At 69.6% G+C, this 21,691-nt stretch carries 22 protein-coding genes; 17 read left to right on the top strand and 5 right to left on the bottom strand.

Annotation, left to right across the window (positions count from 1 at the left end; translation table 11 throughout):
- Positions 1-40: 40 nt before the first annotated feature.
- A complete protein-coding gene (locus ACZ69M_RS31240; RefSeq protein WP_470055062.1) occupies positions 41-547 on the bottom strand; it encodes a glutathione peroxidase in 507 nt (168 codons plus the stop codon).
- 78 nt (positions 548-625) lie between these two features.
- Here ACZ69M_RS31240 and ACZ69M_RS31235 point away from each other — a divergent pair, with 78 nt between their 5' ends.
- The gene (locus tag ACZ69M_RS31235) at positions 626-1,558 is read left to right on the top strand and encodes an SMP-30/gluconolactonase/LRE family protein (RefSeq protein ID WP_470055060.1); all 933 of its coding nucleotides are present in this window, start codon (positions 626-628) and stop codon (positions 1,556-1,558) included.
- Positions 1,559-1,598: 40 nt separating this feature from the next.
- Here ACZ69M_RS31235 and ACZ69M_RS31230 read toward each other — a convergent pair whose 3' ends face one another.
- Entirely contained in the window at positions 1,599-2,564 is a 966-nt protein-coding gene (locus tag ACZ69M_RS31230; RefSeq protein ID WP_470055058.1) for an ArsR/SmtB family transcription factor, read from the bottom strand.
- A 103-nt stretch (positions 2,565-2,667) separates the two neighbouring features.
- Here ACZ69M_RS31230 and ACZ69M_RS31225 point away from each other — a divergent pair, with 103 nt between their 5' ends.
- Both ACZ69M_RS31225 and ACZ69M_RS31220 read left to right on the top strand, forming a co-directional pair.
- Positions 2,668-3,870, top strand: coding sequence for an MFS transporter (locus tag ACZ69M_RS31225; RefSeq protein WP_470055056.1), 1,203 nt, complete (start codon positions 2,668-2,670; stop codon positions 3,868-3,870).
- Between the two features lie 149 nt (positions 3,871-4,019).
- Positions 4,020-4,862 (top strand): calcium-binding protein, encoded by an 843-nt coding sequence (locus ACZ69M_RS31220; RefSeq protein ID WP_470055054.1) that lies wholly within the window; start codon positions 4,020-4,022, stop codon positions 4,860-4,862.
- A gap of 94 nt (positions 4,863-4,956) precedes the next feature.
- On the opposite strand, the gene ACZ69M_RS31215 is transcribed toward ACZ69M_RS31220, so the two are convergent.
- Positions 4,957-5,640 carry a GntR family transcriptional regulator gene (locus ACZ69M_RS31215; RefSeq protein WP_470055052.1) on the bottom strand — a complete coding sequence of 228 codons (684 nt, stop codon included), beginning with the start codon at positions 5,638-5,640 and terminating at the stop codon, positions 4,957-4,959.
- Positions 5,641-5,861: 221 nt separating this feature from the next.
- Here ACZ69M_RS31215 and ACZ69M_RS31210 point away from each other — a divergent pair, with 221 nt between their 5' ends.
- From ACZ69M_RS31210 to ACZ69M_RS31190, 5 genes are all read left to right on the top strand, one after another.
- The gene (locus ACZ69M_RS31210) at positions 5,862-6,596 is read left to right on the top strand and encodes a rhomboid family intramembrane serine protease (RefSeq protein WP_470055050.1); all 735 of its coding nucleotides are present in this window, start codon (positions 5,862-5,864) and stop codon (positions 6,594-6,596) included.
- A gap of 154 nt (positions 6,597-6,750) precedes the next feature.
- Positions 6,751-7,347 carry a hypothetical protein gene (locus tag ACZ69M_RS31205; protein ID WP_470055048.1) on the top strand — a complete coding sequence of 199 codons (597 nt, stop codon included), beginning with the start codon at positions 6,751-6,753 and terminating at the stop codon, positions 7,345-7,347.
- A 169-nt stretch (positions 7,348-7,516) separates the two neighbouring features.
- Positions 7,517-8,728, top strand: coding sequence for an acyltransferase family protein (locus ACZ69M_RS31200; RefSeq protein ID WP_470055046.1), 1,212 nt, complete (start codon positions 7,517-7,519; stop codon positions 8,726-8,728).
- Positions 8,729-8,951: 223 nt separating this feature from the next.
- A complete protein-coding gene (locus ACZ69M_RS31195) occupies positions 8,952-10,340 on the top strand; it encodes a S53 family peptidase (RefSeq protein ID WP_470055044.1) in 1,389 nt (462 codons plus the stop codon).
- A 315-nt stretch (positions 10,341-10,655) separates the two neighbouring features.
- Positions 10,656-12,152, top strand: coding sequence for an FAD-binding oxidoreductase (locus ACZ69M_RS31190; protein ID WP_470055042.1), 1,497 nt, complete (start codon positions 10,656-10,658; stop codon positions 12,150-12,152).
- 167 nt (positions 12,153-12,319) lie between these two features.
- Here the strand turns inward: ACZ69M_RS31190 and ACZ69M_RS31185 are convergent, their stop codons facing one another.
- Positions 12,320-12,910 carry a TetR/AcrR family transcriptional regulator gene (locus ACZ69M_RS31185; RefSeq protein ID WP_470055040.1) on the bottom strand — a complete coding sequence of 197 codons (591 nt, stop codon included), beginning with the start codon at positions 12,908-12,910 and terminating at the stop codon, positions 12,320-12,322.
- 134 nt (positions 12,911-13,044) lie between these two features.
- On the opposite strand from ACZ69M_RS31185, the gene ACZ69M_RS31180 reads away from it, so the two are divergent.
- The 6 genes from ACZ69M_RS31180 to ACZ69M_RS31155 all read left to right on the top strand — a co-directional run bounded on the left by ACZ69M_RS31180 (position 13,045) and on the right by ACZ69M_RS31155 (position 18,286).
- Entirely contained in the window at positions 13,045-13,485 is a 441-nt protein-coding gene (locus ACZ69M_RS31180; protein ID WP_470055038.1) for a tautomerase family protein, read from the top strand.
- Positions 13,478-14,488 carry a zinc-dependent alcohol dehydrogenase gene (locus tag ACZ69M_RS31175; protein WP_470055036.1) on the top strand — a complete coding sequence of 337 codons (1,011 nt, stop codon included), beginning with the start codon at positions 13,478-13,480 and terminating at the stop codon, positions 14,486-14,488. The genes ACZ69M_RS31180 and ACZ69M_RS31175 overlap by 8 nt, the downstream gene beginning before the upstream one ends.
- Before the next feature lie 795 nt (positions 14,489-15,283).
- The gene (locus ACZ69M_RS31170; RefSeq protein ID WP_470055034.1) at positions 15,284-15,907 is read left to right on the top strand and encodes a DUF6230 family protein; all 624 of its coding nucleotides are present in this window, start codon (positions 15,284-15,286) and stop codon (positions 15,905-15,907) included.
- A gap of 76 nt (positions 15,908-15,983) precedes the next feature.
- On the top strand, positions 15,984-16,475 hold the full coding sequence (locus tag ACZ69M_RS31165) for a DUF6114 domain-containing protein (RefSeq protein ID WP_470055032.1): 492 nt from the start codon (positions 15,984-15,986) through the stop codon (positions 16,473-16,475).
- Entirely contained in the window at positions 16,465-17,178 is a 714-nt protein-coding gene (locus tag ACZ69M_RS31160; RefSeq protein WP_470055030.1) for a hypothetical protein, read from the top strand. The genes ACZ69M_RS31165 and ACZ69M_RS31160 overlap by 11 nt, the downstream gene beginning before the upstream one ends.
- Before the next feature lie 418 nt (positions 17,179-17,596).
- A complete protein-coding gene (locus ACZ69M_RS31155; RefSeq protein WP_470055028.1) occupies positions 17,597-18,286 on the top strand; it encodes a DUF4389 domain-containing protein in 690 nt (229 codons plus the stop codon).
- An 82-nt stretch (positions 18,287-18,368) separates the two neighbouring features.
- Here the strand turns inward: ACZ69M_RS31155 and ACZ69M_RS31150 are convergent, their stop codons facing one another.
- A complete protein-coding gene (locus ACZ69M_RS31150; RefSeq protein ID WP_470055553.1) occupies positions 18,369-18,920 on the bottom strand; it encodes a DUF4232 domain-containing protein in 552 nt (183 codons plus the stop codon).
- A 343-nt stretch (positions 18,921-19,263) separates the two neighbouring features.
- Between ACZ69M_RS31150 and ACZ69M_RS31145 the strand changes: the two genes are divergently transcribed.
- The 3 genes from ACZ69M_RS31145 to ACZ69M_RS31135 are packed head-to-tail and all read left to right on the top strand — an operon-like array spanning position 19,264 to position 21,676.
- On the top strand, positions 19,264-19,707 hold the full coding sequence (locus ACZ69M_RS31145; protein ID WP_470055027.1) for a GntR family transcriptional regulator: 444 nt from the start codon (positions 19,264-19,266) through the stop codon (positions 19,705-19,707).
- On the top strand, positions 19,704-20,618 hold the full coding sequence (locus ACZ69M_RS31140; protein ID WP_470055025.1) for an ATP-binding cassette domain-containing protein: 915 nt from the start codon (positions 19,704-19,706) through the stop codon (positions 20,616-20,618). The genes ACZ69M_RS31145 and ACZ69M_RS31140 overlap by 4 nt, the downstream gene beginning before the upstream one ends.
- Entirely contained in the window at positions 20,615-21,676 is a 1,062-nt protein-coding gene (locus ACZ69M_RS31135) for a transporter (RefSeq protein WP_470055023.1), read from the top strand. The genes ACZ69M_RS31140 and ACZ69M_RS31135 overlap by 4 nt, the downstream gene beginning before the upstream one ends.
- Positions 21,677-21,691: the final 15 nt, after the last annotated feature.

Here is a 21,691-nt window from a genome sequence, read left to right as displayed (position 1 = left end):
GGCCGACCGCTTTCAAGGGCGGCAAGGGCGGAACCCGGAGTTACGCGAGCGCCTTCTCCACCGCCGCCACGACCTCCGCCGACTCCGGCTCGGTCTGCGGCGAGAACCGCGCCACCACGTCTCCACCCGGCCCGATCAGGAACTTCTCGAAGTTCCAGCGGATGTCGCCGGTGTGGCCCTCGCTGTCGGCGGTGTTCACCAGCCGCTGGTAGAGCTCGTGCCGCGCGTCCCCGTTGACCTCGACCTTCTCGGTCATCGGGAAGGTGACGCCGTAGGTCGCGGAGCAGAACTCGGCGATCTCCTCGGAGGTGCCGGGCTCCTGCCCCATGAACTGGTTGCAGGGCACACCGAGCACGGTGAAGCCCTGTCCCGCGTACTGCTCGTGCAGCCGCTCCAGCCCCGCGTACTGCGGGGTCAGCCCGCACTTGGAGGCCACGTTCACGATGAGCACGGTCTTGCCGCGGTACTGCCCGAGGTCAGCGGTGCCGCCCTGGAGGGAGTCGATCTGGACGTCGAGCACGGTACTGCTTGAACTGTCAGTAGTCATAAACGGATGCTAACTCCGCTTGATGTCGCCTCCGTCGCCGCCCGGCCACGTCCCCGTCCGCTCGGTAAGGTCGCGAGCGTGACCACAGCGAATACGATCAAGGGCATCTACGAGGTACTCGACGACCGCTTCGTCACCGGCCGCTGCACGAACGGCGACGGCAGGCTCGAGGTCCTCCACGACGGCTCCCGCTGGGCCGAGGGCCCGCTGTACGTGCCCGCCTGGCGCCAGCTGATCTGGAGCGACATCCCCAACGACCGCATCCTGCGCTGGGACGAGCCCACCGGCACGGTCGGCGTCCTGCGCACCCCCGCGGGCAACAGCAACGGCAACACCCTGGACCGCGAAGGCCGCCTGATCAGCTGCGAGCAGGGCAACCGCCGGGTGACCCGGACGGAGCACGACGGATCGGTCACCGTCCTCGCCGACCGCTACGACGGCAAGCGGCTCAACAGCCCGAACGACGCGGTCGTACGGTCGGACGGTTCGGTCTGGTTCTCGGACCCGGACTTCGGGATCCTGAGCGACTACGAGGGCCACCGGGCCGAGTCGGAGATCGGCGCGTGCCACGTCTACCGCCTCGACCCGGGGACCGGCGAGGTACGGCTCGCCGCGGACGGCTTCGACGGGCCGAACGGCGTCGTCTTCTCGCCCGACGAACGGCAGCTGTACGTCTCCGACTCCCGCGCCGCCCGCATCCGCGTCTTCGACGTCCGCGACGACGGCACTCTCACGGACGGGAAAACGTTCGCTGAAGCAAAGAATGATGTCCATTTCGACAACATCCGTTTCGACGACGAGGGCAGGCTGTGGGCGGCCGCCCTGGACGACGGGGTGCACTGCTACGACCCCGACGGCACCCTCATCGGCCGGCTCCTGGTCCCCGAGAGGGTCTCCAACCTCACCTTCGGCGGCCCCAGGAACAACCGCCTCTTCATCACGGCGTCCACGTCCTTGTACTCGCTGATGATGTCGGTGACCGGCGCCCCGCGCATCCAGCGGCACCGGTAGACCGGCACACCGGCGACCCGGGACACCCGCTCCTGGCGGCCTACTCCCGCTGGGCCTTCACGAGTACCTCCCCGGCGGCTGTCCGGGAGTAGAGCACCGACCGCCCGGCCCGCCCCCTCCGTACCAGCCGGGCGTCCAGCAGCACCTTCAGATGGCGTCCGACCGAGCCGAGACCCTGCCCGGTCAGGGCCACCAACTGGGTCGTGCTCATGGGGGAGTCGAGGAGGACGAGGACCCCGGCGCGGGCAGGTCCGAGCAGCGCGCCCAGGCTCTCCGGCACGGCCTCGGGACCGGTGTCGGCGAGCACGCCCGAGCAGGGGTAGACGACGGCGTACCGGTCCGGCTCCTCCCACGCCACCCAGCCGTGCCGCTGCGGTGTGATCGGTACGAACACCAGCTCGGCGCCGGAGATTTCGCGCGGCGGGTACTCCTGGAGATTGATCTGCAGCCGGTTGTCGCCGAGCCAGCGCGTGCCCGGCCGCAGCGTGTCGAGGGCCGCCGCCCAGCCTCCCTGGCTCACCTGCGCGGTCCGGGCGACGACATCGGCCTCCAGGACGCGCCGCCGCCGGTCCCAGTAGGGGCGTACGGCCTCGGTCCAGACGTGGGTGAGCAGGTCGGCGGCGCGCTCCGGGAGGTCGTCGCGGTGCAGGGCGGCGGGCAGCGGCCTTGCGAGGGAGACGGTGAGGTGGGCCCGCGCGTCCACGGCCGACGCCTCCCGCACCCGGGCGACCTCCTCCTCGAAGTCGGCCTCGCCGCGCGGCGTCGGCGTCAGGAAGTCGGCGATCCAGTTCCGACCGAGCCCGGACCGTATGAGCAGCGCGGTGACGGGGTCACGGGCCAGCCGCCTCTTGTACGCGGGCAGGTGGGCGTCGAGCCAGGCCCGCTCCCCGGGGTGCGCGGCGGTCCCCGCGTGCAACAGCTTGACGGCGGCGAAGGTCTCGGCGAGCGGGGAGAGCACGAAACGGGTGCGGGCGAGGGTGTCGGCGTTGATCTGCCACCAGCCCATCCGCACCTCCCGCCGCTTGTCTCCCGCTGTCCATGGCCCCGCGTGGTTTCGCTTCTCCGCGAAACAATAACGACCGCGCCGGGCGCCACCCGAGACTCCGCGCATGCGCAGCTACTCCGACCTTTTCCGCACCCGGGAGTTCACCCCTCTCTTCTTGTCCTCCGCGCTCAACTCGGCGGCCTCGACGATCGCCGGTCTGGCCGTCGGGACGCTGGTGTACAGGGCGACGGAGTCGCCGCTGCTGTCGGCGGTGAGCATGTTCGGGCCGCAGCTCGCCCAGGTGGTCGGCGCGACCACCTTGCTGTCGGCGGCGGACCGGCTGGCGCCGCGCGCCACGATGACGGGCATCGCCCTGTCCTTCGCCGTCGGTACGGCGGTCATGGCGACGCCGGGCCTTCCGGTCTGGGCGCTGTTCCTCCTGATCTTCGTCCTCGGTCTTGTCTCGTCCCTCGGCGGCGGTGTCCGCTGGGGTCTGCTGAACGAGATCCTGTCCAAGGACGGCTACCTGCTGGGCCGTTCGGTCTTCAACATGGCGAACGGCCTCACGCAGATCACGGGCTACGCGACGGGCGGCGTCCTGGTGGCGGTGCTCTCGCCGAGGATCACGCTGGCGGGCGCGGCGGCCCTGTATCTCGCGGCGGCCCTGATCACCCGCTTCGGCATGACCCGCCGGGCGCCGAGGGCCACCGGCCGCCCCTCGATCGCGCAGACCTGGCGCACCAACGCGCTGCTGTGGTCCTCGCGCCCGCGCCGGACGACGTACCTGCTCCTGTGGATCCCGAACGGTCTGATCGTCGGCTGCGAGTCCCTGTACGTGTCCTACGCCCCGGACCGGGCGGGTCTGCTCTTCGCCTTCGCGGCGTTCGGCATGTTCGTGGGCGATGTGACGACGGGCCGTTTCCTGCCGCCCGCGGTCCGCGGGCGCCTGGGCATCCCGTTCCTGCTGCTCCTGGCGACGCCCTATCTGCTGTTCGCGCTGCGGCCGGGGACGGCGGTGGCGGCGGTCGCGGTCGCGCTGGCCTCGGTCGGCTTCGGGGCGAGTCTGATCCAGCAGGAACGCCTGATGGCCCTGACCCCGGACGAGCTGAGCGGGCACGCCCTGGGTCTGCACTCCTCGGGCATGCTCACGATGCAGGGGGTGAGCGCGGCGCTGGCGGGATCGGTCGCCCAACTCACCTCACCCGGCACGGCGATGACGGTGATGGCGATCACATCGGTCGCCGCGACGCTGCTGATTTCGAGCTCCCGCCAACGCCCGGAAGTGTCCACCCCACAACAGGAGCAACCGGAAGTGAACGCCCTCTGAACGCCGAAAAGTTGTACGACCGGAGCCACAACTCCCCTGCGGAGGACGCCGTCGAACGGGATGACCACACGCGCACAGACTCACGCGCGGACCTCATCGGCCCCCAGGGCCCCGTTGGGCCCATCGGGCCCCGTGGAGGAGAACCGACCATGTTCAGTCGCCGCACCACCGCTCTGCCGAAGGCGCTGGCGCTCGCCACCGCCGCCGTGGCCGTCACCCTCGCCGCCCCCGCGGCACAGGCCGCGCCCGCCAGGAGCGCGACCGCGGTCGTCGTCGGCCAGAAGCTGTTCTACACGGCGGCCGCCGGTCAGACGAACCACCTGTCCATCTCCTGGGCGCTCGGCGCGACCGACCCGGATTCCCAGCTGAGCGACTTCATCTACACCTTCGACGACACCGTCAGGATCTCCCTCGGCGCGGGCTGTGTCCGCCCGGCCGGCGGCGACGACACCAAGGCCGTGTGCACGGTGACCGAGCCCAACACCTCGGCGTCCGATCTCGACTCCCTGATCGTCGACCTCGGCGACGGCAACGACACCGCGACGACCAGCAACACCAGCGGCGGGTACACGAGGATCTACGGCGGGCCGGGCAACGACACCCTGACCGGCCACGGCGTCGACGTCCTCTACGGCCAGGGCGGCAACGACCGTCTCTCCGGCGGTGGCGGGGTCTACGACGAGGGTGCGAACGGCGGCGCGGGCAACGACACCCTCGTCAACTGCAGCGCCGAGTGCCACGGTGGCGCGGGCGACGACAGCCTGTCGGGCACGAGCGGCGACAACGCGCTGTTCGGCGACGACGGCAACGACAAGCTGTACGGCAACGCGGGCCGCGACCTGCTCCAGGGCGGTCGTGGCAACGACACCCTGTACGGCGGCGCGGGCGACGACAAGCTGTACGGCAACAGCGGCAACGACGTCCTGCACGGAGGCGCCGGCAAGGACTTCCTGTCCGGCGGCCCCGGCCGCAACAAGACGTACCAGAACTGACCCGTTCGCGGGGTGGTCGGGCGGGCGTGAGGAACGCCGGCCCGACAGGCTCTCGGTCTCCCCCGGGGCCGAGAGCCTGATCGTCCCGCTGAGGTCAGGCCCTGCCCGTTCCGGACCCCTCGACGGTGCGCAGGGCCTCGATGACGCTGGCCACATGAGCGCGGGCGGCCGTCTCGGCGCGTTGCGGATCACGCGCGGCGATGGCCTCGACGAGGGCGAGGTGTTCGCCCAGGGAGACCTGGGGGCGCCCGGACTGCAGGGCCAGCCGGAACTGGTGGCGGACGATCTGCGCGTTCAGGCGGGTGAGGAGTTCGGCGGCGGTGTCCTGGCCGGAGATGTCCCGGACGAAGTCGTGCAGCCGGCGGTTGAGCTCGGAGTACTTCAGGGGCTCGGCGGCCTGGACGGCGGCGCCCAACTGCTCGCCGAGTGCGAGGAGTTGGGTGATCTGCGCATCGGTGACCCGTTCGGCGGCCTTGGCCGCGCACAGCCCCTCGAGCACCATGCGGCACTCGTAGATCTCCACCGCCTCGCTCACGGACACGGTCCGGACCCGGGCCCCGCGGTTGCGGATCCGCTCCACGAGGCCGTCGGCGGCGAGATCGACCAGCGCGGCCCGCACGCTGGCCCGTGTGACGTCGAACTGCTCGGCCAGCTCGGCCTCGACCAGTCGCTGCCCTGGCGCCATGTCACCGGCGAGGATGGCCCCGCGCAGCGCGACGAGGGCCTGCTCCTTGGCCGCGGCGCCGCTGCCTTTGGCACTGCCGGTAGCTGGGGACACGTACGTACTCCTTCGGTCTCGAACTCCTGGAGTGCCGCGGGCTTCCTCGGGCTTCCTCGAGCTCTGCGCTCTCCTGGGAGATGGTTACCGACCGTAGGATGGGTACACAAAATCGTCAACAATCTGGGTCCCGACCGTGGGGATCCGGGCCCGGCGGCTGCTGGCATTCTGAGGGTGTGGTCGTGGAGCGGATGCGGATCCGCCGGGGAGGGGAGTGCGCCATGGACGGGGCGGAACGGGAACGGGTCGGTACGGGGCCGATGGGTCCCGAGCAGATGATCGCGGAGGCGCGGAAGGCGTTCTTCGTGATGTTCGGGTTCCTCGCGCTGGTCTGGCTGGCGCAGCTCGCGAACTTCGCCGACCACTACGCACTCTCGCGGGACTACGGAGTGGTGTCCGGCGACATCGGCACGCTGCCCAACATCCTCACCGCACCCTTCCTGCACTGGAACTGGGCACACATCGAGAGCAACTCGGGACCGCTGTTCGTCTTCGGATTCCTCGCCGCCTACCGAGGGGTGGTCCGTTTCCTCGGGCTGAGCCTGCTCATCGTGGTGACCAGCGGCCTCACGGTCTGGTTCCTCGAGCGGGGCGATGTCGACACGGTCGGCGCCAGCGGCCTGATCTTCGGGTATTTCGGCTATGTCGTGGTGCGCGGGCTCTTCGACCGGCATCTGATCGACACGCTGATCGGCGTCGTCATGGCGGCCTCCTTCGCCTACATGCTCACCGTGGCGGTGCCCGGGACGCCGGGGGTGAGCTGGCTGGGACACCTCGGCGGCCTGATCGGCGGCCTGGTCGGGGCCTGGCTCTTCCGGGACCGACGCCCCCGGCCCGCCAAGGACACCCACTCCGGCGGCGGCACCGGCCCGACCACCCGCGGCGCCCTTCGGCCCCGCGCCGACAACCCGCGCGCCGACCTCCACAAGGAACTCGGCGACCTGGGCCTGCTCTAGAAGGCCCGCTCCAGCACCCGCTCCGCGCATCATCAGAAATTCATCCGCGTTGCAGCGTGTACCGCCAAGGTGTGCGCGTGCCCATCGAAGCCCCGCGGTTCAGCCGCGGGGAAGCGTCTCAGGGCACGTCGCCGCCTGAGGAAGGAACACGGACTTGCCCGTCATCGACGGCTCTCTCGCGCGAGTGCTGAAGCAGCGAAGGCTCTTCCTCGGCCTGGAGCGGAACGAAGCCGTGGAGATCGTGTACGTATGCGTGGACGACGGTCTCCCCGGCGGATTCCCGGTCGGCCACGTCATCCGGGCCGGCTCGTCCGGCGCGGGGACCTGGTCCGCGTACGCCCGGGTTCGACCCGGCCGCGTCTTCGCCAACGACCAGGTCGCCACGGGTCTGTCGACCGCCGGGGAAGGCGTGAGCGCCGTACTCGACCACGCCCGCTACGGGGATGTCATGTTCGCCCTGGAACAGCAGTCCGGCCCCGTCGTCACGTACATCGCCGAAGTCCACCGGGACCACGCCACGCGTCTCGCCGCGCTCGACGAGCCCGAAGGCATCACTCACCTCGGCAACGGCACGGTCCGCTTCACCAGCCTCGCCGTCGCCTATCTGCGCAGCCTTCCGGAACGCCTCGACTGCCGCGTCGACGGCGAGAACCGGATCCGGCTCGCGGGCGCGTCGTACCCGCTGACCCGCGAGATTCCGCAGGTCACCGCCCCGGCCTCCCGCCGGGTGCGGCCCGGCTCACACCGTTAGGCCCGTATCGCACGGTGGGCAATGGGTACGCGCCATCCGTGGGCCTCGGCGCCGTCATCCACCCTGAAGGGGGCAAATCCGGCAACCTTGTCATTTGACCGTCGGGCATGTGATCGGTGGCTTCCGCGGCCTGTCCGAAAGAGAAGGACGACCCTGGAACGGGGGACGCATGACCCAGGCGGACGATCGCAGGGGACTGGCCGGCGTGGCGACGAGACAGGGGCTCGAGGGGACGGTCGCGGAGGAGGCGCCGTTGCCGCAGCCGGCCCCCGCGCCACGGGTGATCCCGGCCCGGCGGGGCGCCCGCGCGAACCGGCTCGCCGCGTTGGACGGGCTGCGATTCCTGGCGGCGCTGTCGGTGGTCCTCTTCCACTTCGTCGGCCAGACCCCCGGGGCGATGGTCGTCGTCTGGGGGCGCCCGTACCGGACCACCTTCCCGGAGGCGCACGCCTACTTCGCCTTCGGACGGCTCGGTGTCGACCTGTTCTTCCTGATCAGCGGCTTTGTCATCTGCATGAGCGCATGGGGGCGCACCCCGCGTGACTTCTTCATCTCACGCGTCACCCGCCTGTACCCGATGTACTGGATCGCGATCGTGGTGTCGGCCTGCGTCATCTACTGCGCCGACACCCCGTTCGGGCACCCCAACCCGCGGGTGCTCTTCGCGAACTTCACGATGTTGCAGACCCCGCTCGGTGTGTCCAACCTGGACCCGGTCTACTGGACGCTCTGGCCGGAACTCTGCTTCTACCTCACGTTCGCGGTCGTGGTGTGGAAGGGCCTCACCCACCAGCGGGTGGTGATCTTCTGCGGGTTGTGGACGGTCGCCGCGGTGCTGGCACCCAGCGCCAACATCCCGCTGCTCACGCTGATCGTGAACCCGACGTCCGCCCCGTACTTCATCGCGGGCATGGCCTTCTACCTCATGCACCGCTACCGGCCGACGCCGCTGCTGTGGGGGATCGTCGCCATGTCGTGGCTGCTGGCGCTGCACTTCCTGCTGGCACCCCACGGAGGTCGCGTCAACTGGGCCACGTGGGCGCCGTGGCGCGGCTGGCTGATCCTCGTGACCACGCTGTTCTTCCTGGCGATGGGCGCCATCGCGCTCGGCGGGACCCGTCGGATCCGCTGGCGCGGGCTGACCGTCGCGGGTGCGATGACCTTCCCGCTGTACCTGTTGCACGACACGATCGGAATGACCGTCGCCCACCACTACGGCGACCGGATCGACCCCGCGGCCCTGGTCGTGGCCACGGTGACCGCTTTGATCGTCCTGTCGTACCTCGTGCACCGCTTCGTCGAGCGGCCCCTCGCGCTGGCCATGCGGCGCTCGCTGAACACCGCCGCGTTCGACCGGCAGCCGCCGACGTCACGCTCTTGACGGGCGGTGGTACGACGGCGCCCCGGACGACCGCCGCCCGGCCGCCCACCTGGTGAGTCCGCGCGCCGTGAAATGCGCTGGCCAGGCGGGCCGTTCGCGCCGCAGGTGCTGTTTGGGTAAAGGGTTCGGCATCGACAGTTCAATGGTCTTGTCCTGTGCATGTCTCACTCGATGAGATGCACGGAGACCACTTCGTGCATCTCAGGACCACCCAGGGGGATTCATGCACATATCCCGTACCGGGCGCGGCGTCGCGGCCTCCACGGCCGCCACCGCCGCCCTCGCCGTCGCCGCGCTGGCGACCGCTCCGCTGGCCGGCGTCACCACCGCCGCGCCTGCCGCCGTACCGCACACCAAGGCCGTCCCGGCCATCGCCGGGCACACCCTGGTCCGCGACGTGGCCAGCCCGCTCTCCAGCGAGCAGTGCCAGGCCAAGTGGCACATCGCCTGTTACAACCCGCTCCAGTACCGCACCGCGTACGACCTCAACGCGCTGTACCGGAAGGGCATCACGGGCAAGGGGCGCACCATCGTCATCGTCGACTCGTACGGTTCCCCGACCGTCCAGCACGATCTCGACGTCTACAGCAAGCAGTTCGGCCTGCGCAGCACCAAGGTCAACGTGGTCAAGTGGGGCAAGGTTCCCGTCTTCGATCCCAAGAACGCCGACATGACCGGCTGGGCGGGGGAGACCACCCTGGACGTCGAGATGGCGCACGCCGTGGCGCCCGACGCCAAGATCGTCCTGGTGGAGACGGCGGTCGCGGAGACCGAGGGCACCACCGGTCTGCCGGAGATGATGGACGCCGAGAAGCACCTGATCGACCGTGGCGTCGGCGATGTCATCAGCCAGAGCTTCGGTGCCACCGAGGACACCTTCCCCGGTTTCGACAAGGGCGACTTCTCCAGCATCAAGAAGCTGCGCTACGCCTTCGAGGACGCGAACCGCAAGCACGTGACCGTCCTCGCCTCCTCGGGTGACGGCGGCGCCACGGACCTGAAGGCGGACGGCAAGACCTACTACGACAAGCGTGTCAACTCCTGGCCCTCCTCGGATCCGTTGGTCACCTCCATCGGTGGCACCCAGCTCCACCTGAACGACAAGGGTCAGCGCGTTAAGCCCGACAGCGTCTACAACGACTACGGCTCGGGCGGCGGCGGCCAGTCCCACGTCTTCTCCCGCCCGGCCTTCCAGAACGGCGTGAAGAACGTCGTCGGCGCCCGCCGCGGCACCCCGGACGTGTCGCTGGCCGCCGCGGTCAACGGCGGTGCCTGGATCTACTCCAGCTACGACCCGACCGCCACCGGCTGGGACGTCACCGGCGGTACCAGTGAGGCCAGCCCGCTCTTCTCGGGCATCGTCGCCCTCGCCGACCAGGCGGCCGGCCACCGGGTGGGCAACATCAACGAGGCGCTGTACGCCCTGTCCAAGCGTTCCGCCCACCACGACAAGAGCGCCGGCGTCGTCGACGTCAACGACGGCACGAACAACAGCTACGAAGGCGTCACCGGCTACAAGGCCGTCAACGGCTACGACATGGCCACCGGCGTGGGCACCGTCGACGCCCTCCGCTTCGTGCCCGCCCTCGCCCGAGCGAGCCACCGCGGCTGAGTCGCCCCTGCGAGTCGGCCACTGAGAATTACCCCTGAGAATCACCCATGAGACGGCCCGGGTTCCACACCCGGGCCGTCCGTCTGTTTATCTGCAGAAATCAAGTCGGTGAATTCGGGCTGAGCGGACAGAAATACTCGAATAGCGTGTCGGACATAAAGGCCACGACACCCTTGTTACTGTGCGGTCCTCAAGGGCTGTCCATGCAAGGGCCGTTCATGTAGGGGCTGTCCACAAAAGATGTCACGCGCCGACCTGCGGACAGTATTCGCCTTGGTTGAATACTGGCGCAGTTCGGTCGAGAGGAAACGGACCATGCACGACTATTCTCGTCGCGGCCTGCTCAAGGCGACGGCGGCGGCCGGCGCCGGCGCGGTGGTTCTCCCGGGTGTCGCGGCAGCGGAAGCCCCGGGAGCGAGCGCCGCGATCGAAGGCGGCGAGGACGCGAAATGCAGGCCGGCGAAGCTGACCGGCCGCATCGTCCGTCCCGAGGACTCCGGGTACGCGAGTGCGAGCCTGGGCTGGGACGAGCTCTTCACGCACTATCCCCTGGTCATCGTCTTCGCCCAGAACACCCAGGACGTGGTCAACGCCCTGACGTGGGCGCGTCAGCACGACGTCGCGTTGCGGGTGCGCAGCGGCCGCCACAGCCTCGAGGGCTGGTCGAACGTGGACAACGGCCTCGTGATCGACGTCAGCGAGTTGAAGTCGGTCCACATCGACACCGCCTCCCGTATCGCGACGGTCGGCTCCGGGCTCAGCCAGTTGGAGGCCGTGACCACGCTCGCGAAGAAGAACCTCGCGGTGACGACCGGGACGGAGGGCACCGTGGGTCTGTCCGGTGCGACGCTCGGCGGCGGGTTCGGCTTCCTCACCCGCTACCTCGGCATGGCCTGCGACAGCCTTGTGGGGGCCGAGGTCGTCGTCGCGTCGGGTACCGAGTGCGCCAAGGTGGTCAGGGCGGACCTGAACAACAACTCGGACCTGCTCTGGGCGCTGCGCGGGGCGGGGAACGGCAACTTCGGGATCGTCACGTCACTCACCTACCAAACGGCTCCGCTGAAGAGCGTCACTTATGTGCAGGCCACGTGGGAGGGAATCGAGGACCTGCACGGGGTCTTCGACGCATGGCAGAGTACGGCGCCGACCGCCGACAACCGCCTCGGAACCCAGGTCGAGATCCACAGAAACCAGATCCTGCTGTTCGCGGTCCTCGCCGAAGGAACGCCGGAAGAGGCGAAGGCGTTGCTGGCCCCGATTCTGTCGGTCGGCGACCCCAAGGTCACGGTACAGGTGGGTAACTGGGGCGACGTGTACGCGGGATTCCAGATTCCGACCGCGGACGAGCCGGCGAACTGGAAGTTCTTTTCGCAGTTCACCAGAAAGCCGTTCCCGAAGAAAGCGATCAGCGTGATCGCCTCATTCATGCGGGACGCCCCCACGGACGACAGCAATTTCTTCACCCAGGCCTTCGGCGGTGCGGTCAGGAAGAGCCCCCGCGGCGGCACGGCGTTCCCGCACCGCGACGCGCTTTTCTACTCCGAACCCGGCGCCGGCTGGGGGACGCGTACAGGACAGCCGGGCGTCTGCGACCCTCTCACCCCGCAGGCCCAGGCCTGGATCGCCGAGTTCAGCCAGGCACTGCGGCCGTACGTGAACGGCGCCTACGTCAACGTGCCGAACATCGGAATGCAGGACTGGGAGACCGCCTACTGGGGATCCAACTTCGACCGGCTGCGCAAGATCAAGGCGAAGTACGACCCCCGCAACGTCTTCCAGTACGAGCAGAGCGTCCCGCCCGCGCTCTGCTGACCGAACCGACATGAAGGACCGGCCCGGGAGGAAACCCCTCCCGGGCCGGCCTCGCTCTCCTCGACAGCGGCGTGTTCACCGAGGAGAAGACCGAAGCGGTCCGCACGGAGGCCGGCGTCCCGGGCCTGGCCGGGCAGGCATTTTGAATCCTCGGACCGGGACGCCTGTCATGCCGGGCCGTCGAGCGCGCCGAGGATCAGGGCTTCCAGTTGCCGTGCGACCTGGTCCAGGGGCTCCATGGTGCGCTTGGCGCGGCACATGGCGATGGCGCCCTCGACGGATGCCACGACGAGGGTCGCGAGCCCGGGAGCCTGGTCGGGGGCGGCGCCGTGCGCGCGCAGCGCCTCGGAGAGCAACTGCTCCCAGCGGTCGAACGCCTCGGTGGCGGCGACGAGGGCGGGCGGGATCTCGTCGGCCGGCGGCTCCTCGACGGCGACGGCCAGTACGGGGCAGCCCGCGCGGAATTCGCTCGCGAGGACGATGCCGCGCCACAGTGCGAGGAAGGCGTGCAGCCCGGCGACCGGGCCCGCGTCCAGTTCCCTGCGCAGGACGCGGGTGACGGCCGCATCCGCGTACCGCACAGCCTCGGTGGCCAGTTGCTGCTTGCCCTCGGGGAAGTAGTGGTACGTCGAGCCGAGCGGCGCTTCGGCGTGTTTGGCCAGGTCGCGAATGCTGGTGCCGTTCAGGCCGCGCCTGCTGATCATGTCGGCCGCACCGGCCACGATGCGCTCGCGCGACGGCGTGCTGGGTTTGGCCAAGACCGTGCTCCCTCGGGGCTCCCTCTGGTTATAACGCTCGTCTTAGTCTAGCGTGACCTCCGGTTATAACGACTGTTATAGACGCTGCGCGGTCCGCTCAGGGACCGTGCGCAGAGCCCGAGGGAGACTTCGTCATGCCGCTGATCCGGCTCACCGTTCCGGCCGGTGCGCTCACCGAGGAGGGGCGCGCGAGCGTCCGGAGCGACCTTGCCGCCGTACTGCTGCGCTGGGAGGGAGCGCCCGACACGGCGTTCTTCCGGGCCCAGGCGTGGAGCTACCTGGTCGAGCTGCCCGAAGGGGCGCAGACCACCGCCGAGGACGACGAACCCCGCTTCCTCGTGGACGTCACGGTTCCGCAGGGTGCCCTGTCCGAACGACGCAAGTCCGGACTGGTCCAAGACGCCACCAGGACCGTGCTCGGGGCCGCCGGGCTCTCCCAGGCCGAAGCGCTGCGGGTGTGGGTGCTGGTGCACGAGCAGCCGGACGGCACCTGGGGCGCCGGCGGCTCGGTCATCCGGTACGCCGACCTGGTGGCACTGGCTCAGGAGCACCGGGGGCAGCGCGCCGATGCGTGAACTGACCTACGTCGCCCGCCACACCGTCGAATGGCGCGAGGCGCCCGACCCCGGGCTCCGGTCCGACCAGGAGGCCATCGTCGCTCCGGTGGCCGCCACCTCCTGCGACGTGGACTCGGCGATCCTGGCCGGACACGGTTTTCTTGACCCGCCGTTCGCCCTGGGCCACGAATGCGTGGCCCGGGTCGTCGAGACCGGCGACGACGTGACCGCCGTAGCCCCCGGAGATCTGGTGGTCGTCCCCTGGTCCATCAACTGCGGCAGCTGCGACAACTGCCGCTCCGGACTGACCGCGCACTGCACGGCCGTACCGCACACGGCCATGTACGGTGCACCGATCGGCGGCAGGTGGGGCGGTCTCTTCTCCGACCTGGTCCGCGTGCCCTTCGCGGACGCCATGCTCGTACCCCTGCCCGCGGGCCTCGACCCGGTCGCCATGGCCTCGGCCAGTGACAACTGGTCCCTGTCCTGGCGCCTGGTCGCACCCCACCTGAGGAACAGGCCCGGGTCCCGGGTCCTGGTCGTCGCTCGCGGCAGCATCGGTCTGTACGTGTGCGACATCGCCCGCGCACTCGGCGCCTCCGACGTCCTGTACGTCGACCCGGACCCCGAACACCGCCGGATCGCCGAGAGCTTCGGTGCCCGTACGGCCGCGGCGACCGAGCCCGTACGGCATGGCTTCGACCTCGCCGTCGAGGCCACCGGCCGCGTCGACCAGCTCGCCCTCGCCGTCAAGTCCCTGACACCGGAAGGCATCTGCGAGTCCGCGGGCAACCATTTCCGGCCCGGTGAGCTGCCCCTCCTGGACATGTACCTCACGGGCGTGACCCTGCGCATCGCCCGTGACAACGTCCGCGCGCACATCCCCGACGCCCTCGAACTCGCCCGCTCCGGCCGGGTCGACCCCGCCCGGGTCGTCTCCCACGTCCTCGACTGGGAGCAACTCCCCGACGCACTGACCGAGAAGCACCTCAAGCCCGTCTTCGTCCGCGCCGACGACTGACGACACCCCGATCGCGGGCGGCGTCGTAGTGGCCGAGCGTGCCGTCCTCGTCGATTCGGCCGCTGCGGGAACTTTTCGCCGCCCGTGCGGGCCTGCTCCCCGCCGCTGCGGGTCAGGACACCGTGGACGGCCGCCCGACCCCGAGGACGTCGAGCATCGCTCGGGTCGCCGGGCTGGGGTTGAAACGGCTCCACGCCGGACACCCGATCAGCGGGGTGATCACCGGGGCCGGCGCACGCCGATGCCGACTGGGTCCACCTGAGCCCGCCGGCCCTGTGCCCAGGAGCGGTACGAGGGGGGCTGTCCGGGGGCTCCGTAAGCCCGTGATCCGGCCCCTGAGCGCGCAGTCCAGGAATGGCGGGCTCCCCGGGCATGAAGTATGGGCGCCTGCGGGAAGCCGTCGTCGGGCGTGACCGGCCCCGCGACGGGGCACGACAGCGGCAGCCGGTCCTTGCCCAAAGACGCGGGCCCGCTGGACGCACGGGCCACGGCCGAGCAGGCCGTGCGCGCCGCAGGAGGGATGGCGACCCCGCATCGCCGGGTCGAAGCGGCACGGCATCCGCCGTAGCAGTCCGACGCGCGACCACTCGGCGACGGTCGGCGGATCGCAGACACCGACGGCGTCACTGCGTCGCGTGTCATCCGTATGCCGCAACGGAAACAGACTCACCCATCCGGCCGACCTGGCGTGCCGTCGGCTGACGTGCCCGGAAGCCTAGGATCCGCCACTAGAGAGAGGGCGTCGCACCCCTGTCTGGCACCGGCGAGCCCACGTCATGACCGGAAGGAGACGGGATGCTGCACCGCGCAGGCAGGACCTCCTGGAAGCGCTTCGCCACCGTTCTCGCCCCGAGTGTCATGGCCGCCGCCGCCCTCGGCGTCGGCATGGCCCAAGGAGCGCTGGCCGCGTCGTTCCTCATCTCCGGCCAGAAGTTCCAGGTGGCCCTGGACACCCTGGACGTCCGTGGTCTGAGCATCTACAGCATGGTGGACGTGACCAGGAAGGGCACCCTGGTGCCGGTCGTGGTCACCGGGGCCAGCCGCGCGGAGATCAGCGGGCTGTGCCAGTCCGTGGTGGTTTCCATCCCGGTTCTGGGCCCGTACACGCTGAGGATCACCGGCGGTGACCGCAGGCGGGTCGAGGCGAAGAACTTGTTCCTCGACGCGACATCCCTGTCGAGCACGCAGGCGAACTTCGACGACCTCGACATCGGTGTGGCGGCGGGAGCGGTCAGCAAGGGCCCGATCAACCGGGGGGACAGGAACTCCCGGTTCTTCGATCCCAACGGCATTGCTCAACAGGCGGATTCGGCCTTCCTGACCAACGTGCACTTCACCACCGTCGCAGTCTCGGCTGCCACGTTCAACGTCCCGGACCTCGATGTGCGGCTCAGACAGGGCCACCACGAGTGCTTCTGACCCGGCGTCACGAATCACGCACCCTTCACGCCCACTCGCCGCGTACTCCCGCCCGCCGAACACCACGGAAGCCCACGTGTTCTTCGAACGATTCGGCAGGCGCCCGAACTTGCGCGTCGCCGCCATCAGCGCCACCGCCGCCCGACGAGGATTCAGGGCCTGGCGGCACGAACGTCCCTTCTGGGCAGGCCTGTTCACCTTCGCGGCGGGCGTGCCCATCGTCTACTTCCCGTACGCGCACCTGAAGTTCGGCGCCATCCCACTGGCACTGTCGACCTCGGCCGGCGCGGGGTCGCTGATCATCGGAGTTCTCCTCGTGGCCCTGGCCATCTCCCTCTGGTTCCACCAGCAGGCGCGCGTGTTCGCAGGGATCGCGGTCATTCTGCTCGCCCTCGTCTCGTTTCCCGTCGCCAATTTCGGGGGCCTCCTCATCGGGCTGATTTCCGGCCTGATCGGCGGCTCCCTGGCCTGTGCCTGGATCCCTCCGACGGGCGCCGCCGAGTCGCAGCCCGCAGCGAACCCTGCGTCAACGACCGTCCCCGCCGGTGAGGACCACGGTGGCAAGTGATGAGCTGACCGGCTGTGCGGCAAGCGGGCCGGAGTCCGGTCCCTGCCGTCCGGGCCGTGCGGTGAACAACCGCCTGGCCGGTCAGCTGCTGTGGCCCCTCGCCTGCGTGCTGGCCGTCGCCGGCCTGCCCCTGGTCCTGCATCTCGCCACACCGGCGGTCTCGAAGGCGTTGCTCGCCCCCGGCGGCATCCGCACGTCCAAGGCACCAGCAGATGCCGGTACGCCGGCCGCCCGACTGCCGGGCCGTCCGGCGAACGCCCCCTGGGTTCTGCGCGCCGACCGACTCGTACTCCACGGCAGCGCCTTCCGCGGCGTGGTCACCGTCCGGACCGCGGCCGGGTCCCAGCGGGTGCTGAAGTTCACCGCACGGTCGCTGGACTTCGGCGACCTCGACCTGACGGCGGGCCGTGGCCGCGCGGCGGTGCGTCTGCGGACCAAGCCCGCGACCACATCCACGCTCAAGGGCAAGGACGTGGTGACTCTGTACACCCAGAAGCTGTCCGGCACGCTCGTCGGACTGGGTGGCGCTCCGCTCCCGGCGGACCGCAGCGTCACCGTCACCCCCGACGCGCTGCCCCCGTGGCTTGCCCACCCCGCTGTTCCCACCCGCACCATCACCTTCGAGAAGGTGACCGTTTCACAGGTGGCCCAGCTCAGCGGCGACATGTCCCTCGCCGGGCCGGCCCTCAGCGCGAGGCCATGAGTCCGGGCCGTACCCCCTGTCCGGCGATCCCCCGAATTTCCTGTGGCACGGTCCTGAGTCTCACGCGATCCTGCGGAATTCCATATCCAGGAAAACCGGCCGGAGAGCCTCACGTCATGCCACGGAACCTCGTGGCTTGACAGCTCGGCATCGGTGATTGGCCTGGTCAAGCGCGCATACGGGCGGGTGACCGCCGACGTCCTACGCCGCCGCCACGCCTATCGGGTCCGCCGCGATCCGTCAAGTCACGTGTTCCCCTGACACGAAATCCAGGGGCATGACGCAATTCTATTGCCGGGGCCTAATGGAGACACGGCTCACAGAGAGCAAGTGGCCCGCTCGCATCGTCGAAAAAATCCGGGGATGCGATTTACGGGCCGCATTTCCTCCTATTCGCACAAGAAAGGATGTGGCAGTAATGTTTCCCACTTCCGCTCATCCCCTATGCGTCGAAGCGACCCTGGATCCCCGCCTGGCCCGATGGAAGTGGCTGGTGAAGTGGATCCTCGCCTTCCCGCACTACATCGTCCTTCTCGTCCTGTGGATCGTGTTCCTGCTGCTGAGCATCGTCGCGTTCTTCAGCATCCTCATCACCGGCAGATACCCCCGACCGCTCTTCGATTTCAATGTCGGCGTCCTGCGCTGGAACACGCGAGTCAATTACTACGCCTACACAGTGCTCGGCACCGACAAGTATCCGCCGTTCACCCTCAAAGACGTGCCCGACTATCCGATCCGCGTCGATGTCACCTATCCCAAGCGACTGTCCCGCGGCCTGGTTCTGGTCAAGTGGCTGCTGGTCATACCGCAGTTGCTGGTGATCGCGGTATTGACGAGCGGCGGCTCGAGCGCGTACCGGCACCTCGAACACTACAGTCCGCTCGGCTCCGGGCTCATGGGCCTGCTGTCTCTGGTCGCGGCGGTGATCCTGATGTTCACCGGGAGCTACCCGCGTGGCCTGTTCGACCTCCTCATGGGCCTGCTGCGCTGGACGCTGAGGGTGTTCGTCTACGCGTACCTCATGACCGACAAGTACCCGCCGTTCCGGCTGGACATGGGAGGCAGCGAACCCATGGCAGCAGCGACACAGCCGGCGGGCGGCGGGTAGGGACCCCCGCCGCCGGCCGAGTGCGGGACGGTCCGGACGGACCGTCCCGCAAGCGTGTGGAACCTCGTCGGCATCGTGGTGGTCAATGCGGTGGTGACAAGGAGATGGAGTCGCCACAGGCATCGATCTGGGCCGCTGCACGATGGGTGTCCAGGACGGGGACGTTCGTGCGCTCACGGTCGGGGTTGTGCGGTGCCGACACCAGCGCTTCGCCCTCGTTGACGCAATAGTCGCCGGCGCCTTTCGCACCGCGGGGCGTGTATTGCACGTCGACCTTTACTCTTGCCCCCTTCTGCAGAATGACTGGCTTGAGGTGTCCGTGGCCGACGCCCTCAATGCTGTTCGCCTTCCCGTTGTGGACGCTGAAACCCGGGTAACCGGCGAACACGCATGTCCGGGGCCCATGGTTGGCGGCGGTCAATAGGGCGTCGCGCCGATCACTGCTTTTCGTGGGGAGCAGGACCAGCGTCCACGTCAAGGAACCGGTTCGGCACCCGGTGGGTTCCGGCGCCTGGGAGGAAGCGGCGGATGAAGTGACGGACGGAACGGACGGACTCGCCACGCCACTCGCGGGAGGGGCGGTCCCGTCCTCTCCGGTTTTGTGGCCACAGGCCGTTGCGGCCAAGCCCACCATCAGCACTCCCAACCCGGCGGTGAGACGTGTGGTCGCTCGCATCGTTCCCCCTGAACGCATGGTCTGTCCGTTCGGCGAACGGTTGGGCGCCGCGGTCGCAGGCAGCGGACGGAAAATTGTTTGTATCGCCAGGTGGAGTGGGGCGCCTGCCGCGAGCTCGATGGCGGTCGGTCGCGCGCTGGAGGCCGTGTTGGACTCCGGTCCCTGTCCGCCGTACGCGTCACACCCGAAGGGCCCGGCGGGCGAGAGCCGCTCGGGTCGTGTCTCTGTTTGACATCGCTGCCACGCCTCCACCATGCTTGTATTAATTCATTAGTGGAAGTGTACTGAGCACACTGTGGTCATGGAAGGTGACGTGGTCGAGTACCGGATCGACCGGGGCAGCGGCGTACCGGCCTACGTGCAGATCGTCGAGCAGACCGAACGGGCGCTCCGGATGGGCACGTTGAAGGTCGGGGACAAGCTGCCCACGGCCAAGGAGGTGGTGGCGGTGACCGCCATCAACCCCAACACCGTGCTGCGGGCCTACCGCGACATGGAGCAGGCCGGCCTGGTCGAACTGCGCCGCGGGCTGGGGACCTTCGTGACGCGGTCGCTCGCCCGTCCCGGCGCGGAGGACGACTCGCCGCTGCGCGCGGAACTCACCGACTGGACGGCACGCGCACGGGCGGCGGGACTGGAACGGGCCGACATCCTCGCCCTGGTCACCGCCACCCTGGACGCCTACGACAACGAGCAACACAGCCGCACCCCGGGCGACCGGGAACGGAAAGAGGAGAACGCATGACCGGGCCTGACGCGCCGGCCGCGCTGTGCGCCACGGGACTCGGATTCCGGTACCGGGCGCGGGGCGGCTGGGCCCTGCGGGACTGCGAGTTCACGGTGCCCGGGGGCCGTGTCACCGCCCTCGTCGGACGCAACGGCGCCGGCAAGAGCACCCTGCTGCACCTGGCCGCCGGCCTGCTGCGGCCCCGCGCCGGGGAGATACGGGTACTGGACGCCGCCGTACCGGGTACGCCCGAGACCCGCGCCCGGGTCGCGCTGCTCACCCAGGACAAACCGCTCTACCCCCGCTTCACCGTGGCGGACACCCTGCTGATGGGCGAGAAACTGAACTCCTCGTGGGACCAGGCCGTCGCCGAGGGGACCGTCCGCGAGGGCGGTATCGCACTCTCCGCCCGCGTCGGCGAGCTGTCCCCCGGACACCGCACCCGTGTCGCGCTCGCCCTGGCGCTCGGCAAACGGCCCGACCTGCTGCTGCTCGACGAGCCGATGGCCGACCTCGACCCCGTGGCGCGCGGTGAGATCATGGCCGCGCTGATGGCCGAGGCCGCCGAGCACGGGACGAGCATCGTGCTGTCCTCGCACGTCCTGCCCGAACTGGAGCAGACCTGCGACTGGGTACTGCTGCTGAGGGACGGCCGCGTCGAGCTGAGCGAGGACGCCGAGGCGTTGCGTGACAGCCACGCCGTACTGACCGGGCACGCCGACCAGGCCGACACTCTGGCCGCACGGCACACCGTCGTACACCGCCGGGCCGGTGGCAGACAGATGACCGCCCTGGTACGGCAGCAAGGACCACTGGTCGGCGACTGGCACGCGGACCGGCCCAGCCTGGAGGACATCCTGATCGGCTACCTGCACGCCGGGGACACGGTGCGCCCGGCCGGCGCGGAGCGGACGGAGGCGGCGGCATGAAGAGCTCCCTCCGCACCGGTCCCCTCCGTACGGCTCCCCTCCGCACCGGTCCCGTCCGTACTGCTCCCCGCCTTACCGGTCACGTCCGTGTCGGTTCGCTGCGGAGCGGTGCCCTCTGGCTCGCGTGGCGTCAGCAGCGCGTGCTGGTCGGCATCGGCGCAGCCGTCCTGGCCGCCGCCGTGGCGATCGCCGCGTACTACCGCTCCGACATGCTGGACGCCCTGCACAGCGGACTGTTCGACCACTGCGGCACCGGACCGTTGTACTGCTTGCGCACCGACACCGGCCAGCCGCTGGTACTGGATATCGCCCCGCTGCAGTACCTGGGGATGGTGAACCTCGCCCTGCCCGTCCTGATCGGGGTCTTCTGGGGCGCCCCGCTGCTGGGCCGCGACCGGGAACTGGGCACGCACCGCATGGTCCTCGCCCAGGGCATAAGCCGCGGCCAGTGGTTCGCCTCCCGGTTCGCCCTCGCCGCGGCGACCACGGTGGTCCTCTCCGGCCTGCTGGCGGGCGTGTTCACCTGGTGGTGGCGGCCCGCCGCCGACCGCAGCTACGGCCTGTTCTGGTACGACAGCACAGCCCTGAGCGGCTCGGGCCCGCGCGTCGTCGCAGCCGCCCTCTTCGGGCTCGCGGCCGGCACGCTGCTGGGTCTGCTGGCCCGCCGGGTCCTGGCCGCGATGGGCCTGGCCCTCCTGGTGACCGGGGTGATGACCCTTGTGCTGGAGTGGACGCACAGGACGCGCCTGCTGGTGTCGCCGCATACGTACGTGAGCGCCGGCATCGTCCCCAAGGCGCCCATGGGGGACAAGTGGTCGACCGGCCACTACGGCCTGATCACCGCCTCCGGCCGTCACGACGACGTGTTGAAGTGCCCCTTCCCCTCGGGCGCCGACCTCAGGGAGTGCATGGCCCAGCACGGATACGTGGCCCGCTTCTACGAGGCCAACCCGGCCGGTGACTACTGGACCTTCCAGTGGACCGACACCGCCGTCCTCGGCGGCCTCGCCCTCCTGTTCACGGCCGCCACCATGCTGCTCCTGCGCCGCCGCGTCTGACGGCGGCACGCCACC

The organism is Streptomyces sp. NPDC107454 (assembly GCF_055582885.1).
The sequence above is the reverse complement of the archived record's forward strand: the minus strand, read 5'-3'. Positions and strand labels throughout refer to the sequence as shown.

Coding starts and splice junctions, on each gene's coding strand:
- ACZ69M_RS31145 (WP_470055027.1), top strand. CDS start 19,264: ATGGAAGGTGACGTGGTCGAGTACCGGATCGACCGGGGCAGCGGCGTA.
- ACZ69M_RS31230 (WP_470055058.1), bottom strand. CDS start 2,564: ATGGGCTGGTGGCAGATCAACGCCGACACCCTCGCCCGCACCCGTTTC.
- ACZ69M_RS31180 (WP_470055038.1), top strand. CDS start 13,045: ATGCCGCTGATCCGGCTCACCGTTCCGGCCGGTGCGCTCACCGAGGAG.
- ACZ69M_RS31135 (WP_470055023.1), top strand. CDS start 20,615: ATGAAGAGCTCCCTCCGCACCGGTCCCCTCCGTACGGCTCCCCTCCGC.
- ACZ69M_RS31210 (WP_470055050.1), top strand. CDS start 5,862: ATGGACGGGGCGGAACGGGAACGGGTCGGTACGGGGCCGATGGGTCCC.
- ACZ69M_RS31175 (WP_470055036.1), top strand. CDS start 13,478: ATGCGTGAACTGACCTACGTCGCCCGCCACACCGTCGAATGGCGCGAG.
- ACZ69M_RS31140 (WP_470055025.1), top strand. CDS start 19,704: ATGACCGGGCCTGACGCGCCGGCCGCGCTGTGCGCCACGGGACTCGGA.
- ACZ69M_RS31240 (WP_470055062.1), bottom strand. CDS start 547: ATGACTACTGACAGTTCAAGCAGTACCGTGCTCGACGTCCAGATCGAC.
- ACZ69M_RS31155 (WP_470055028.1), top strand. CDS start 17,597: ATGTTTCCCACTTCCGCTCATCCCCTATGCGTCGAAGCGACCCTGGAT.
- ACZ69M_RS31195 (WP_470055044.1), top strand. CDS start 8,952: ATGCACATATCCCGTACCGGGCGCGGCGTCGCGGCCTCCACGGCCGCC.
- ACZ69M_RS31225 (WP_470055056.1), top strand. CDS start 2,668: ATGCGCAGCTACTCCGACCTTTTCCGCACCCGGGAGTTCACCCCTCTC.
- ACZ69M_RS31190 (WP_470055042.1), top strand. CDS start 10,656: ATGCACGACTATTCTCGTCGCGGCCTGCTCAAGGCGACGGCGGCGGCC.
- ACZ69M_RS31170 (WP_470055034.1), top strand. CDS start 15,284: ATGCTGCACCGCGCAGGCAGGACCTCCTGGAAGCGCTTCGCCACCGTT.
- ACZ69M_RS31200 (WP_470055046.1), top strand. CDS start 7,517: ATGACCCAGGCGGACGATCGCAGGGGACTGGCCGGCGTGGCGACGAGA.
- ACZ69M_RS31220 (WP_470055054.1), top strand. CDS start 4,020: ATGTTCAGTCGCCGCACCACCGCTCTGCCGAAGGCGCTGGCGCTCGCC.
- ACZ69M_RS31150 (WP_470055553.1), bottom strand. CDS start 18,920: ATGGTGGGCTTGGCCGCAACGGCCTGTGGCCACAAAACCGGAGAGGAC.